8 protein-coding genes are annotated in these 15,835 nt (G+C 67.9%); 2 read left to right on the top strand and 6 right to left on the bottom strand.

From position 1 onward, the window contains the following. The first annotated feature begins 361 nt into the window (after window positions 1-361). Window positions 362-865 carry an acyl-CoA thioesterase gene (locus P12x_RS25700; RefSeq protein WP_435007878.1) on the top strand — a complete coding sequence of 168 codons (504 nt, stop codon included), beginning with the start codon at window positions 362-364 and terminating at the stop codon, window positions 863-865. 109 nt (window positions 866-974) lie between these two features. Further along, on the top strand, window positions 975-2,717 hold the full coding sequence (locus tag P12x_RS25695; protein ID WP_435007877.1) for an RNA polymerase sigma factor: 1,743 nt from the start codon (window positions 975-977) through the stop codon (window positions 2,715-2,717). Window positions 2,718-2,745: 28 nt separating this feature from the next. On the opposite strand, the gene P12x_RS25690 is transcribed toward P12x_RS25695, so the two are convergent. From P12x_RS25690 to P12x_RS25665, 6 genes are all read right to left on the bottom strand, one after another. Then, window positions 2,746-3,588, bottom strand: a complete 843-nt coding sequence (locus tag P12x_RS25690) for a class II glutamine amidotransferase (protein WP_435007876.1) — start codon at window positions 3,586-3,588, stop codon at window positions 2,746-2,748. Window positions 3,589-3,886: 298 nt separating this feature from the next. After that, entirely contained in the window at window positions 3,887-4,885 is a 999-nt protein-coding gene (locus P12x_RS25685; RefSeq protein WP_435007875.1) for an NAD-dependent epimerase/dehydratase family protein, read from the bottom strand. Then, window positions 4,882-6,546, bottom strand: coding sequence for a fatty acid CoA ligase family protein (locus P12x_RS25680; protein WP_435007874.1), 1,665 nt, complete (start codon window positions 6,544-6,546; stop codon window positions 4,882-4,884). The genes P12x_RS25685 and P12x_RS25680 overlap by 4 nt, the downstream gene beginning before the upstream one ends. Continuing rightward, window positions 6,543-7,451 carry an alpha/beta fold hydrolase gene (locus tag P12x_RS25675; protein ID WP_435007873.1) on the bottom strand — a complete coding sequence of 303 codons (909 nt, stop codon included), beginning with the start codon at window positions 7,449-7,451 and terminating at the stop codon, window positions 6,543-6,545. The genes P12x_RS25680 and P12x_RS25675 overlap by 4 nt, the downstream gene beginning before the upstream one ends. 102 nt (window positions 7,452-7,553) lie before the next feature. Then, window positions 7,554-8,606 carry a 3-oxoacyl-ACP synthase III gene (locus P12x_RS25670; protein ID WP_435007872.1) on the bottom strand — a complete coding sequence of 351 codons (1,053 nt, stop codon included), beginning with the start codon at window positions 8,604-8,606 and terminating at the stop codon, window positions 7,554-7,556. 3 nt (window positions 8,607-8,609) lie between these two features. Continuing rightward, window positions 8,610-15,722, bottom strand: coding sequence for a beta-ketoacyl synthase N-terminal-like domain-containing protein (locus P12x_RS25665; RefSeq protein WP_435007871.1), 7,113 nt, complete (start codon window positions 15,720-15,722; stop codon window positions 8,610-8,612). Between the last annotated feature and the right edge of the window lie 113 nt (window positions 15,723-15,835).

Below are 15,835 nucleotides of genomic sequence, written 5' to 3'. Positions count from 1 at the left end.
ACGGGCGATTCCATCCGCAGGTGTGGTCCCGATCGGGCGACTTGGCCTGGACAGATCGTGGTTTGACTTCTATCGCGGATCAAGATAAACCCTAACTGCGGTCGATGCTAGAAAAAACTGGAAATCGATCCCGAGACCCGAGATCGGGACCGTCCACCTTCGGCCGATTCGGCGGATCTCTCCGGGGGCCGATCGGATTTCGACGTTCGATCCGGGTCGTGCTAGTCCAGGACGGCAGGGAAACCCCGCGGGCCTGGGTCGAGCAATCCGGCTCGGGACGAACCCCGTGGATCCCGACCGGTCTCGGCGGGGGAGATTCGGGGCGATTCTCCAATTCTTCTCATGGCCGAGATCGGGCGACGTGTCGTCCCGACCCGAGAGGCCGATCCGGAAGCCCGACCCGATGCCGACCACGCCCGACCTCGAGACCCTGACCCATCGCCTGATCCTCCCGCGCGACGCCAATCACCACGGGACCCTCTATGCCGGGGCGATGCTCTCGCTGGTCCTGGAGGCCGGCTATGCCACGGCCTATCGGGCCGTCGGGCCATCGGCCAACCTGGTCCTGAAACGGGTCCTCGACCTCCGGTGCTACGACCCCGTCTCGATCGGCCTGGTGGTCGAGATCCGAGGTCGAGAAGTCCACCGGGCGAGGGCCCAGGTGGTGGTCGCCCTGAGCGGGACCCCCCTGCCCGGCCGATCCAAGCCCTGGGTGGACAGCCTGATGCAGTTCGTCCAGGTGAACGAGTCGGGCCGCCCCGAACCCCTGGCCGTCGAGCCCGAGGAGGGGGCATTCCGCGACCTTCCCTCTCCCTGGTCCGCCCTCCGCGACCGGGCCCGCAAGCTCCTGGCCGTCCGGAACTGATCCGGGCCTATGGGTCGGCCCTTCGAAATTCGGGGAAAATCTGTATCCAATCCTCCCCCTCCTGGCAGTATGAGGCGATCCGATCGCGCCTGGGGGGAGATTCTTCGTCATGATCCAGCGGCCGTGGCCGATGATCCTCGGGAACCTCCATCGGCTCTTCCAGGGCGGGAGCGTGGCGGGCCTGAGCGAGGGTCAGCTCCTCGACCGATTCGTCGAGACTCGCGACGAGATCGCCTTCGGGGCGATCGTCGAGAGGCACGGGCCGATGGTCCTCGGGGTTTGCCGGGGGGTGCTCGCCGATCCCAACGATGTCGAGGACGCTTTCCAGGCGACGTTCCTGGTCCTGGTCCGGAAAGCATCGCGGCTTCGTGACCGCGATCTCCTCGGCCCCTGGCTGTACGGGGTGGCTCGCAAGGTCGCGCTCCGTGCTCGCGCCGATGCCGTCCGTCGGAGGGTCCATGAACGTTCGGGGGCGGATTCCCGGCCCCAGGCGGTGGCGACCTTCGATGCGGAGCTTCGCGAACTCCAGTCGCAGGTTCGCGAGGAGGTCCACCGCCTTCCCGCCAACGACCGGATGGCGGTGGTTCTCTGCTACCTGGACGGCTTGACCCACGAGGAGGCCGCCGAGCGTCTCGGATGGCCGGTAGGGACGGTCAAGGGGCGACTGTCCCGCGCCCGGGACCGGCTCAAGGTCCGACTGGTCCGCCGAGGGATCACCCTGCCCGCCGTCGCCTCGACCCTGACTCGCGGGACCCTGGCCGCCGTCCCGGTTCGACTCGTCACATCGACCACCCGGGCCGCGGCCCAGCTCGCGGCCGGACAGGCCTTGAAGGTCGGGATCGTCTCGGCCCAGGCCATCGCCTTGATGGAAGGAGTGATCGGCACCATGTTCACGACCAACTTGAAGATCGGCGGGGCAGTCTTGCTGGTTTCGTGCACGCTCGCCGTCCCGGGCGTGATCGCCTATCAAGGGGCCGGGCCCTCGGAGGCGCCGACGCCGAAGCAGGCTCCGGTTGTAACTCGTCCGGCGGAATCCTCGCCGATCGAAGCGAATCGGAGCGCTGCCACGCCCAAGGTAGGCAGCCTGCGAGATGCTCAGGAGGTCCAGGCGGAATTCGCGAGACAGGCCATCAAGCTCCTGGATCAGCGGATCGCCCAGGGGCAAGCGTCTCCGACGGATCCCTCGTATCTGACCTGGTCCCGAAGGCTGGCCGAGGCGATCTCGGCCCCGGGGATCGACGAGCCGGATCGCCGGGCCACACTCGAAGCCCACCTCAAGCGGATGGAACTCAACCAGGAACGAGCCAAGGTTGCCTTGAAGGAGGGGAAGATTTCCCAGCTGGATTCGATCGAAGCGTCCTACCTCCTCAACGAGGCTTATCTCTGGACTCTCAACGGTACGGCCCTACCCCAGGGACCGGCCCCCTCGATCGAGCCCGGTTTCGAGGGTGGGGCGTCCTCCCCGCGTAAGCCGCTGGCCATCAAGACGTTGCCCGCCGACGAGCCGAAGAACAAGGCAATACTCGAGAAACTCGAAGAGAGAATCTCGATGAACTTCCCGCAGGAAATACCGCTGGAAGACGTGAAGAAATATATCGAGCAATCGACCCAGGATGAGGCCGCCGGCCTGCCCATCGGGATCCCGATCTATATCGATCCCCACGGACTCGCGGATTCCGATCACACGATGGCCTCGACCGTGACCATCAATCTCGAAGGGATCCCGCTCCGGACCACCCTCCGGCTGATCCTTCGCCAGCTCCACCTCGATTACAAGGTCGTCGGCGGCCTGCTTTACATCACCGATGAAGATTACCTGGACAATGACTTGCCGGCGACGGCCCCGGAGTGACCGTGGTCGATGGTGATTGGATACCCTATTAGGTCCCAGTCGCCCTCACCGGCATCCCGTCCTCCATCGGCGCGAATTCGGGCGATCGTGGCGAGCGATGGCTGGAATAGACGATCTCGCCTCGCTCGAAGACGATCAATTCGCCGAGCCGGAAGCTATGCCAACCGGCCCGGCTGAGCGGGCAGGTGGCGACGACGAAGCCGTGATTCAAGGCCGGGCCGCTGATCTCGATGGAAATCTCCTCATCGCCGAAGTAGCGGTGATGCCCCTCGCGGACCCGGATCTTGCGGAAATTCAGCCCCTTCCAGCCATTCACGTCGTGGTAGATGAACAGGCGATGGCCGTCGGAAAGGAGGACGTTGAGCTTGCCGAAGCGGTTCGCCGAGGCCAGGGTCTCGTGGAGCCAGTTCCAGTCGTCCGGGGTGTCGAGCGGCTTGCCTCGCCCGGCGATCTCGCCGAGCAGGTGGCAGAAGAACCGCTCGGAGTCGGTCTCGCCCACTGGCCGATAATTGCCGAGCGGGAGGTGCCAGGCCGGGCCTTCGAGCGTGCCGTTGTGGGCGAACACATAATCACGCCCTCCCCATTCGCGGGTGAATGGGTGGGTGTCGGCGTGGCTGGGATCGTCGCCCACGGTCTTGTACCGGACGTGGGCCAGGAGGATCCGAGCATGAATCTCCCCCGCGGCTTCGAGGAAGCCCGCCAGGCGGCTGGCCCCCCACCGGACGGGCTGCTTGATCATCGCGAGCGACCGATCGGGATACCAGCCCAGGCCCCAGCCGTCGGGATTCTCCTCGCCCCTGGCCCCGAACTCGCGAATCGAGAAGTCGGCCGAGACCGGGGCATCGAACGACATCGCCATCAATTCGCACATCGAGCGGGGCCTCGGACTTCGGGAGACGGGACGTCGCGGGCGGCTGGGGCCGGGCAGTCGATTCTATCCCGAAGGCCGCCATCGTTCGAGGTGAATGGCCTTGAGGATCGCCCGATCGGATGCCGATTTCATTCAAGGTTAACGGATTCCGTTGGTGTGCGGTTTGCACTCATACCGAATCTCCCGTATCAATTGACCATTGTAGGGTCCGCTCTGCGGACCTTATCCTCAGTTGGATACCGGAGATACGGCCCGCAGAGCGGACCCTACAAGAGCCACTCATTCAGGCGATTCGCGATCACTCGGGCGGGTGCTCCGCGAACCAGGCTTCGAGCCTGGCGAGCCCTTCCTCGATCGAGACGGTCGGTCGATAGCCGAGGTCGCGCCGGGCGGCTCCGATGTCGTACCAGTGGGCGGTGGAGAGCTGGTGGGCGAGGAAGCGGGTCATGGGCGGCTCGCCGGGGAGCCGGAACAGGCCGTAGACCCCTTCAAGGATCGAACCGGCCAGCTCGGCGACTCGGGGCGAGACGGCGCGTTCGACCGGCGGGATGTGGGCGGCCTTGAGGATCCCGTTGATCAGGTCCCAGAGGGGCCAGGGGTCGCCTTGCGAGAGGAAGTAGGCCCGTCCCCCGATCGTCGAAGCGGGCTCCAGGCGGTCGGCGGCCAGCAGGTGGGCCTCGGTGGCATTGTCGATGTAGATCGAATCTACCAGATTCGGACGCGTCCCGATCCTCCGGAGCCGACCGACCCTCGCCTTCGCGACCAGTCGAGGGATCAGGTGGTTGTCCCCCGGCCCCCAGATCAGGTGAGGGCGGAGGGCCACGGTCGCCAGCCTGGCATCATTCGCGCCGAGGACCAGTCGCTCGGCCTCGGCCTTGGTCTCGGGATAAATAGCGTCGTAGTGGTCGGGATAGGGGGTCGACTCATCCACGCCTTCGAGGTCGCCCCCGCCGTGGACCACGCTGGGGGAACTGGTGAAGACCAGCCTGCGGACCTCGTGGCGTCGGCAGGCTTCGAGGACGTTCCGGGTCCCCTCGACGTTGGCTTGGACGAACTCGGCACGAGGCCCCCAGATCCCGGCCTTGGCCGCGACGTGGAAGACCACGTCAACCCCCTCTGCGGCTCGAAGGACGCTGGCCAGGTCGGCGACGTCGCCCCGGATCGTCTCGACGCCGGACTCGCGCAACTCCGGGTAATCGCCCCGGGCCAAGCTCCGGACCGAGTCGCCCCGCTCGACCAGTCGCCGGACGATCGCCCCGCCCAGGAACCCGCCGCCTCCGGTCACGAGGGCCTTCACGAGATCCGCTCCTCGGCCCACTTCGCCAGCTTCTCGCGGAAGATCTTGGCGTTGTGCCGGATGTCGACCGGGAACGAGGGGTGGAGCAGGAACGTGTGGATGTCTCGGGTAATTTCGTTAGCTCGACCAATCTCGATCAGCTCGCCTCGGAGCTGTTCCCAGGCCGCGCGGCCGAGCCGCTCCCTGGCTTCGACGCAGAGGACCGGCTGGGCCTTGTTCGGCTCACCAACTCCCACCAGGGCGGTCCGGGCGACGTTCGGGTGGGTGTTGAAGACCCCCTCGACCGGGATCGTGAACAAGGTCCGGTCGGGGGTCCGGACCCGGTGCGCCTTCCGGCCGCAGAACCAGATCCTCCCTCGGGCGTCTCGATAGCCGAGATCCCCCATCCGGTGCCAGAATCCGCCGGAGGCAGGCTCTTCGATCTTGGAGAGGGCGGTGGCCTCGGGTCGGCCGAAGTAGCTTCGGGTGACGACCGGTCCCCGGACCGTGACCTCGCCGATCTCTCCCTGGGGGACCTTCAGGTCATCCGACCAAATCGCGATCGGCTCGTCCGAGATCGCGATGATCTCCACGCGCATCCCCTCGACCGGCGAGCCGACGCAGACGCCGCCGCCCTGGTTGGTCCAGTACCGGGTCTCGCCCAGGATCTCATTCGAGCCGATCGAGCAGACCGGGAGGGATTCCGTGGCCCCATACGGCGTATGGAGTTGCGTCCCGGGTGCGAGGAGGGTCGCGAACGTCTCCAGAACCCGCGCCGGGACCGGTGCCCCGGCCGAGATCACCCGGCGGAGGGTCGGCAGCCAGAGCTGCTTCGAGGCCCCGTACTCGCCGACCCGGCGGACCAGGGCGGGCGAGCCGAACAGGTTGGTGACGCCGAAGTCCTCGATCGCCTCGACGATCTTCGAGGGGTCCACCTGGCCGGGTCGGGTGGCGTCCATCTCGGGGACGACGCAGGTCATCCCCAGGATCGGGCCGAAGAGGGCGAACAGGGGGAAGGTGCAGAGATCGACCTCGCCGGGCCGGATCTCGTAGAGGTCGCGGAGCATCGCAACCTGATTCTCGAAGATCGCGTGAGTGTAGACCGCGCCTTTGGGGATGCCCGTGCTCCCGCTGGTGAACAGGATCGCGGCGGTCTCGTCGGGGTCGACCGGGTCGAGTTCGGGAGTCGTCCCGCGTCCGCGTTCAATGACCTGATCGAGGGTCAGGCCGCCTCCGGGCCATCGACCGCCCACGGTCACGACCGTCCGGATCGAATCCCTGCCCCATTTCAGGGCCTGACGCGCCGCCTGGGCCTTCTTGATCCCGATGAACGCCCCGGGGGCTGCCTCCGCCAGCGCCGGGCCGATATTCTTGACACCCAGCCCGGGGTCGACCAGGACCGGGACCGCCCCCGCCTTGAACAGCCCGAAGGTCAACGCGAAGAATTCCAGGCTTGGCTTGACCATCAAGACCGTCCGGACACCTCGGCCGACGCCGATCGACCTCAGGCCCGAGGCGATCGCGTCGCTGTCCCGGTCGAGCTGGAGGAACGTCCGGTGGACGTGCTTCGCCCGGCCCGATCGGTCGCGACCGGCGGGGGCCAGGACCGCGAGGGCGTGGGGTCGAGATCGCGCCATCTCGGGCAGGCCGGCGGCGATGTTTCGTCCCGCTCTGGCGATCATCCGACCTCCCGGAGCACCGGGTTCGCGGCCAGGAATGCCCGGATCAGCGGGATGATCTGGTCTCCCGCGTCTTCCAGGATGTAGTGCCCGCAGTCCTCGAACCGGTGGACTTCGGCCTCGGGGAAGCGTCGGGTCCACTCGTCGAGGAAGTGGCGGTCGAAGACGAAATCCTTCAGGCCCCAGGCGATCATCATGGGAGTTTCGGCGAACTCTCCCAGACGATCGGCGGTCCCCGCGACGATGTCGTATCCCTGATCGTTCGGGCTCAGGGGGATATCCTGGACGAATCGGAGGGTCGCGATCCGGTTCGCCCACGAGTCATAGGGCGCGACGTAGGCTTCTCGGAGATCCTTCGGCATCGGGTTCCGCTTGCAGCAGACCCGCGAGGCGATCCCGGCGAAGGCGTTGCCCCCCCGGACCATCCAGGCTCCGACCCGGGTATTCCGGCAGATCCAGAGCGGCCAGGGGAATGGCTTCGACTTCGGGAGCGGGAACGCGCCGGTGTTCAGGATCACGAGGCGGGCGATCCGCTCGGGGTGCCGGGCGGCGTAGGCCATGCCGATCATCCCGCCCCAGTCGTGGACGACCAGCGTGATCCCCCGGTCGACCCCCAGGTGATCCAGCAGGGCCTCCAGGTCGTCGACCCGGCTCTTGAGCGTGTAATCATAGCGCGAGTCGTCCGGCTTGTCGGAGTACCCGCAGCCGATGTGGTCGGGGACGATCGTCCGGTGAGATCCGTTCAGGGCCTCGACCAGGTTCCGGTAGTAGAACGACCAGGACGGGTTGCCGTGGACCATCACGACCGGCTCCCCCTCCCCCTCGTCGAGGTAGTGGAGGCGGAGCCCATCGCGGTCGAAGTCGCGCCCGGGGTGGGCCTTGCGGAAGGTGTCGAGGGCCTGGCTCATGCGATGGGGAGGTCCGATATCATGAACGGTTGATGAGTTGTTCGCGACGAATCGCCGCGCCGAGGGCTCCTGGCAGGGCCGGCCCTGCCCTACCCGATCAGTTCACCACTCCACCCCGAGCATCAGGCAGTTCAGGCCGCTGCCGATCCCGAGCAGCCCGACCCGGTCGCCGGGCTTGAGGAAGTCGCGTTCCTCGGCCACGGCGGCGGTCAACGGGAGCGAGACCGTGCCGATGTTCCCCAGGTGGGCGAACGTCGAGTATTCCTTGTTGGTGTCGATCCCCAGGGCGTTCAGGACAGTCTGCCGGTGGCTGATGCCGACCTGGTGGCAGATCACCTTGTCGACCTGCTCCTCGCGCCAGGAGAGTTTCCGCAGGAACGCCTTCCAGGTCCGGTGGCCGAGCTCGACCCCATGCTTGAGGACGGCGATCGAGTCGGTGGCCATGAACTGGTGGAACTGCGACGGGGCGAGCGAGCCCAGGGCCTCGAACCCCCACCGGCAGAGGGCGTGGAACTGCGGAGCGTTCTGCGTGACCCCCCCGACCAGCCTCCGACGCTTGGGGCCGGTGAACGAGCCGTCGGTCAGGATCACCGCGACCGCGCCCGAGCCCCCGGTCAGGGTGGCCAGCGAGTCCTTGAAGTTGTCCATCGTCCGGGCCTTCTGCATCTTGTCGATGGCGATGTCGTTGATCTCGCGCGAAGTCTCGCACGATACCACCATCCCCGCCCGGATCTGCCCCAGCTCGATCCGGTTGGCGATGTCGACCATCCCGTTCAGGACGCCCAGGCAGGCGTTGCTCAGGTCGTAGATCGCCGCGTCGGTGCTGACTCCGACCCTCGCCGCGACCCGGCAGGCGGTGGCGGGCTCGAACAACTCGCGGCAGACGCCCGCGTAGATCAGGACGTCGATGTCCTTGGGCCGGACCGACGAGCCCAGCAGCGCGTGCTTGGCCGCCGCCACGGCCCCCTCGGAGATCGGGTAGCCGGGGTCCCACCAGCGACGCTCGATGATGCCGGTCAGGGCTTCGAGCTGGCCTCGGGGGATCCGGAGGTCTTCGTAGACCCCCTTGAGCCGATGCTCCAGCTCGTCCGAGGTGACGACGACGGGCGGCAACTCGTAGCCGATCGCTTCGATGAAGACTCGCGAATATCTCATCGGCTAACCATCCTGCCTGAGCGTGAAGTCTTTCATCCCGTAGATGACCCGGCCGTCGACGTCGAGGAAGCCGTCGGCCTGGATCCATCGCCGGGCGTCATCGATCGCGGTGATCACCGCCCGGACGGTCACGAGGTGGTCGGTCGGCAGGATCTGGCCGCGATAGGTCCAGCGGTGGAGGTCGCCCAGCCCGGTCGACTCGAACCGAGCCCCGGGCCTGGCCCCCCACCGGCGGCCCGCTACCACTTTAAGGAGTTGCTGGAAGGATTCCAAACCCAGAGATCCCGGGCAGACCGGATCCTGGTGGAAGTGGGCCTTGAAGAACCACTCCGAAGGGTCCACATCCTTGGTCCCCCGGATGAAGCCAAGCCCCTGCGGACCGCCCTCGGGATGATACTCCTCGACCCGGTCGATCATCCCCCATCGCCCATCCGGGAAGGGGGATTCCCTCGGGAACGGGGTCGGTTTGGGATGCCCCTCGCCCGGCTCGGACCAGAGGACCGCGTCTCGGATGCCGACCTGGTTCGCCAGCGACGCCTTGCTGAAGAATCCGAAGGTCGTCTCCCCCCGGTAGATCGGCCGACCCTCGCTGGTCATCTCGAAGTCGTACTGCTGGATGATCATCCCGCCCGACTTCGAGACCTTGGTCAGGGTGGCCGAGGTCGTCAGGGTGCCGATGTCCGGCCCAACCGGGGCGATCTGGACGGCCGAGCCCCCCAGGTTCCGGAACGAGAGGTCCACGTCGCTCGTCAGGGCCGAGCCCACGTAGGCCGCCAGCCAGCCGCAAGGTTGCAAGGCCGTCTCCAGGAGGACCGCGAACGGCATCCGGTCCTGGCGGTCGGCCTCGAAGTACCAGGCGTCGGGGGGGACGTCATACTCGGCCACCGCCCGAGGCCCGGCGACCATCTTCCAGGGCTCGCCCGAGACCTCGACCACCCGGTCGAGGAACTGGTAAGGCGGACCCGGAAGCCGCGCGATGATCCGCCCCTCGTCGAAGATCCGGTAGCGATCGCCGAACGCCTCGGAAGGCTTGCCGATCGCGAAGGCCAGGATCTTCGAGGTGTCGTAGAGGGGTGACTTCTGTCTGCCTCCCTCTCCCCCCGGGAGAGGGTTGGGGTGAGGGTCCCCCGCACGACCCCAGGTTTTCGCCGTAAGCCTTCCCCCTGCACCACCCGCTTGAAGATGACCCTCACCCCGGCCCTCTCCCGGGGGGAGAGTGGGGCAGACGGGGAGCCCCTCACCGTGGGGGAGAGTGGGTGAAACAGAACCCGACCTCGCCCAGATCCGAGCCAACATCTCGCGGTCCAGGCCGGTCATCCTCAGCGACATATCCGTGATCTCTACGATCGGCTTGCCGTCGGCGTACATCAGGGCGTCGACGATCGCGTAGGGCTCGGGCCGGTAGCCCAGCTCCTTGATCGTGACTTCATAGGTGACCTTTTTCGTCGACTCGATCACCTGCCCCCGGCACTTGAGCCGGCTGGGCACGCCGGGGACGGGCTGGCAGGCGACCTGCCCGGCCTCGCCGATCCAGCCCATCCTCATGAGGAAGATCCGGAGCGTGTGCAGGCAGCACTCGAACATGAGCGTGCCGGGCATCACCCGGTCGTCGACGAAGTGGCAAGTCATGAACCAGTCTTCGGGCCGGATGTCGGCCTCGGCGCGGATCAGGCCCAGCCCGAACCGGCCCCCCTCGGGCTCGATCGCCAGGACCCGGTCGACCAGCCGCATGAGGCCCCCCGGGAGTCGGATCGGATCGGCCAGGGCCAGCCCCTCGAACCTCGGGCCGAACGCCCCGGGCAGGTCGCCCCGGCGGAGCGCCTCGACCTGGGCGTCCGACATCGACTCCTCGGACATCGGGACCGGGGGCGACCAGTCGTCGGGCTTGACCCCGACCATCGGCCTCCGGTCGAGGGCGGTCTTCACGATCCCCTGCCCCGCCGCGAGGGCCTGGTCGGTGAAGAACCCCGCGCAACCGTCCTTCATCGTCATCAAGGGTTCGCCGTCGACCGTCGCCGTGAACCGGAACCGGAAGAGGCGGCTGTCCCCCTGCCGGAAGAACCCGTCGATGGCGATGTCGTAATGGATGACCTGGCCGGGTTCGGGCAACTCGCGGTCGAAAGTGACCACCGCGTCCAGGAGCCGGTAGACGGCCAGCCCCTTCGTCTCGAAGTCGATCCCCAGATAGGCCGAGAGGAAGAGATCCGCCTGCCCGGCCTCGACGGCGATGCAGGTCGGGATCTTCCCGCCGTCGAGATACCAGGCCCCGGGGAAGATGTCGTGCTCGGTGACGACCCGGCCGGTGGTCATGGATCGAGGCGTCCCCTCGATGTTCAGGATCCGGTCGACCAGCATCAAGGGCTCGTCGGGCAGCCGGACCCGGGTCGGATTGGCGTCGATCGCGGCGAAGTCGGGGCCGAGGACGTCGCCGATCCGGCCGACGGCGAACTCCAGACACGCCCGGCGATCGAGCGCGGGGGGTGGACCCTGGGGAGTGGACGCTTCGGAAAAGTGAACACCCGGGAATTCCGAGGCGGGCGGCTCGAGGGCCTCGATCACGATCGGGTCGAAATGGCTTCGGTCGAACTCGGGGGCCGGAACGAACCCATTCCCGCCCGAGGCCATCCGTTCGATCAGCTCCAACTGCAAGGCCATCTGGCGGGCCATCGACTGGCCGATCGCCTCCGAGGTCCGGAGGAACGCCTCGTGAGCCCCGGCCCTGGCGGTCTCGGTGGCGAAGACCTGATTCAGCAACGGGTTAGAAATTGTCGGGGGGGCGGGGCGTGCGGTGGTCGGCACCGGAGTGGGCTCCCGGAGGGCCTGGAGGACGGGACCGAACGAAGCCACTTCGGCCGGGTGGAAGGGACGGAACGAAGCCATTTCGGTCGAGTGGGAATCCCCGAACGAAGCCATTCCGGCGGGCTCAGGCTCGTCGAACGAAGCCACTTCGGGAGGGTCATCCTGGCCGAACGAAGCCACCGAGGGCGGACTCGGGATCGGGGGGGGATCGAAGGGGCGGCCCCCGACCTCGACGCGGATCGTCCGGCCTTTGGGTTCGTTTTTCTCGACGCCTTGCCCGTAGAGGGCGGCGAGGTCGACCGGGTATCGCTCGGCGATCAGGCGTCCCAGAGCCGCGAGGAGGTCGGCCACCGGGTCGCGGTCGCTCGGGGTGGCGGCGAGGGCCAGGTGGGGCTGGCCCGCCAGGATCTCGCCGATCATCCGCGTGCAGGAGCCGCCCGGGCCGACCTCGACGAAGGTCCGGATCCCGTCGTCGTAAGCCCCTCGGATCACTTTGGGGAAGTCGACTCCGTGGAGGGCGTGGGCCAGGATCGAGTCGGCGGCCGACTCGCGATCGAGCTCGTAGGACTCGCCGCTCGACCCGCTGTAGAACCGGACCTGCGCCGGGGGCGTGGTCCTCAGGAGGTGGAGGTCGTGGTAGGCCTGCTCGACCTCGCGGACGATCTCGCAATGCACGGTGCTGACCAGCGGGAGCGGGTGGAACCGCCCTCCGACCACCTCGACCAGCTGGCGGATGGAGTCGCCCTGGCCTCCGACCACGACCTGGGAGTCGGTATTGACGATCAGGAGGTAGGCCCGGGGGATCGCCCCGATCGCCTCTCGGACCACCTCGGCGGGGCGCTGGAGGATCCCGGCGATCCAGTCGACCGGCTCATCGTCGGGGAGCTTCCAGGAGAGTCGCGCGGCCTGGCAAGGCCCGGCCAGGTCGGTCCGGAACAAGGGCGAGGCGTCGAACCGACGGAACATCTCGTCGCGGTCGGTCCAGGCGTGGAGCGAGAACAGGGCGGTCGTCTCGCCCAGGCTGTAGCCGATGGCCGCGTCGGGGGCCACGCCGAACGATCGGAGGAGATCCGTCACGAACGTCCCGAAGGAGACCTGCCCGAAGATCGAGGCCCGATGGTCTTTGAACTCGGCCGGCGGGGAGTTGTTCCAGTAGGTCCCCTCGGCCATCTGGCTCCGGAGCAGCCCGTTCTCGCGATCCTGAACCCGGAGGATCTCGGGCCAGTGCGCCGAAAGCTCGCGACCCATCCCGTCGAAATGGTTCCCCATCCCGGGGAAGACGAAGGCCAGGCCCGAGCCCGGACCGAGCGGCTCGGGAGAATACGCCACCCCATCCGTCAGCCGACCTCGTGGGTCGGTCGACCCGTCCACCTTCCGGCGGGCCAGTTCCAGACGTTCCCGGAGCGCTCCGACCCCATCGGCGACCAAAGTCACCGCGAGTTTCCGGGCCGGGTCGGAGGGGTGGGCCCGCCACCAGTCGCGGGCCAGCCTTTCGATCGGCCCGCCCCAGGATCTCGCGGATGTCTCCAGCTCGCCCAGTCCCCGGAGGAGCCCGGATGGCTCGTCCGCCTCGATGACGAACAGGGCCGAAGGGCGAGGGCCGATCGGCTGGGGTTCGAGCAAGCCCGAGGGTTCGTGGGCTTCCAGGACCGCGTGGGCCACGTTCCCATCGACCCCGAAACTGGCGACCAGAGCCCGCCGAGGCCCTTCGAATCGGTCGCGGAGCCAGGACTGCGGACCTCGCGGGGCGATCGTCGAAGGGGGGGCTTCCCCGTCACGCAAGGGGGGCAAGATCTGCTGATGCAAGCACAGGACTGCCTTGACCAGCGAGGCGAATCCCGAGGCCGATCCGGCGAATCCGACATCGCCAGGGGCCGAGGCGAGCGCGGGAGGATCGGATCGTCCGGCCGCGATCAGCCCCAGGGCGTCGGCCTCGACCCGATCGACTCCGGAGCCGGACCCGCCCGCCAGGAACAGGCCGACCCTCGACGGATCGACCTGGGACTCGGCGAAGGCCCGAGCGGCCGAGGCCAGGTAGGCGTTGCGGTCGGGGTCGAGATTCCCGGTGGCCACGCCCACCCCCCGGACGATCGCGTAGATCCGGTCGCCGTCGCGGACGGCGTCATCGAGCCGCTTCAGGACCGCGACCCCCGCGCCATCGCCGAGGACCGTCGAGGGGTGGATCGACGCCTCGGCCAGGCTGCTCCGGAGGTCTCCCGGCAGGTCGACCGCCCCGACCAGGGCCTCGTCCAGCTCCCCTCGGCGGAGGAACCCGCACGCGACATCGAGCGCCCGGAGGCCCGACGCCTCCTCGGCCGAGACCGTGAAGCTAGGACCGCCCAGTCGGAACTCGCGGGCTACCCGGCTGGCGACGATGCTCCCGAGGGCCCCCATCGTCCGGTTCGCCGAGAGCGCCGGGCCGAACGCCTCGCGAAGCTCCAGGACCCAACGATCGAACGCCTCGCCCGCGAGCCCCAGGCCCAGCCGATCATTCCACTCGCGGGCCCGATTGAGGAGCGACCAGCGGACGTGGAAGTTCGAGGTGTTGGGGTCGAGCCCGAGCCCGATGAAGCATCCGCAGCGGAGTCGAGTTCGGTCATCCCAGCCCGCGTCGAGGATCGCCTCGGAGGCCAGCCGGAGCAGGAGCGACTGCTGGGGGAGCATCTCCTCCAACTCGCGAGGGGGGATCCGGAAGCGGTCGGTCGGCAGGACGATGTCTTCGATTCGATAAGCTTGAGGAGAGGAAAGCGTTTGATGTTCATCCCACCAACCCGACGATTCGGCCCCCCACCAGTCGCGAGGCCCGACCGGCGTTCCTTCGATCGATCCGCCGAGGACCCGCTCCTGGACCGCCCGGAGTCCCTCGAACGGCCCGAAGTGCGCGGCGAGGCCGACGATGGCGATCGGCTCGGCCAGGGGGGGATGTTCCGGGGGAGAGGGGGCCGTGGCTCGACCGGAACCAGGAACTCCTGTCGGAATCACGTATTCTTCAATCAGGACGTGGGCATTAATGCCGCCGAACCCGAACCCGCTGATCGCGACCTTGCGGGGCTTTCCCTCGCCTCTCGAACGCCATGTTTCGGCCTCGCCCAGGATTCGGAAGGGAGTTTGGTCCAGATCCAGGCCGGGCGCGGGGCGGTCGAATCCGGCGGTGGGCGGCAGGACGTCGTGTCGGAGGGCCAGCAAGACCTTGAGCAGGCCCGCCGCTCCCGCCGCCGTCAGCGCGTGGCCGAGGTTGGACTTGACCGAGCCAATCACGCACTGGCCGCGATCCCAGCCCGACTCGCCCCAGAGGGCCCGAAGGCTGGCGAACTCGACGGCGTCCCCCACCGGGGTACCGGTCGCGTGGCACTCGATCAGGTCGACCTCGCGAGGGTCCCAGCCCGCGCGGGTGTAGGCGGCCCGCATCGCCCGGAGTTGCCCCTCCGAATTCGGGGCAAGCAGCCCGCCATCCACATCATTGGAAAGGCCGATCCCGGCGATGACCCCGTGGATCGCGTCCCCCTGGCGGATCGCGTCGCCCAGACGCTTAAGGACGAACATCCCCGCCCCATCGCCCACCACCAGCCCGTCGGCCGCCTCCCCGAACGGGGACGCCGTGCCGGTCGGCGAGAGGGCCCGGAGTTGCGAGAACCCCATCTGCGTATAGAGCGGGTCGGGTCGCGAGAGTCCCCCCGTCAGCATCGCGTCGGCCCGGCCCGAGAGCAACTCGTCGCAGGCCAGCTTGAGCGCGTAGAGCGACGAGGCGCAGGCCGCATCCAGGGTATAAGCCCCGCCCCCCAGGCCGAGTGCCCGGGCCAGCAACCCGGCGGGGAGCCCGGCCGCTCGGGTGTTCAACGGCTCGAACGGTTCGACGGGCCCGGGCTCGAAGCCCAATCGCTCTTCGAACGTCCGGCCCAGCGTCGACCGGGCGATGGCGGAGGTCGAATTGGTCGGCAGGACGATATTGCCGAAGACCACGCCAACCCGGGAACGGTCCAGGTCCGAGGTCGCCGCGTCCTGCCAGGCGGCCCGGCCGGCGTGCAGGGCCAGGTGGAACATCGGGTCGAGCCGATCGATCAGCGAGGGGTCGAGATCCAGCCCCTCGGGGTTGAGCTGAAACCCTTCGACGAACCCTCCGCGCGTCGAGTAGACGTGATCCGGCAGGGCGACCCGGGGGTCGTAGGCGTCGGCCGGGTCCAGGAGCCACCGACCGGCCGGGATCTCCCCGATCGCCGCGACGCCCTCCTCGACATTCGCCCAGAATCGGCCCAGGTCGGGCGATCGGGGGAAGATCCCCCCCATCCCGACGATCGCCACTCGCTCATCCCGGCTCATGATCGCTCGCTTTCCCCTCGAATCATACCGAATCTCCCGGATCAATTGACCATCGTAGGGTCCGCTCTGCGGACCTTATCCTCGGTTGGATAAGGAGATACGGCCCGCAGAGC

The sequence above is a fragment of the Tundrisphaera lichenicola genome, assembly GCF_051175385.1.
Lineage (GTDB): Bacteria > Planctomycetota > Planctomycetia > Isosphaerales > Isosphaeraceae > Tundrisphaera > Tundrisphaera lichenicola.
Note: the sequence above shows the minus strand (reverse complement) of the source record. Positions and strands in the feature narration are given on the sequence as shown.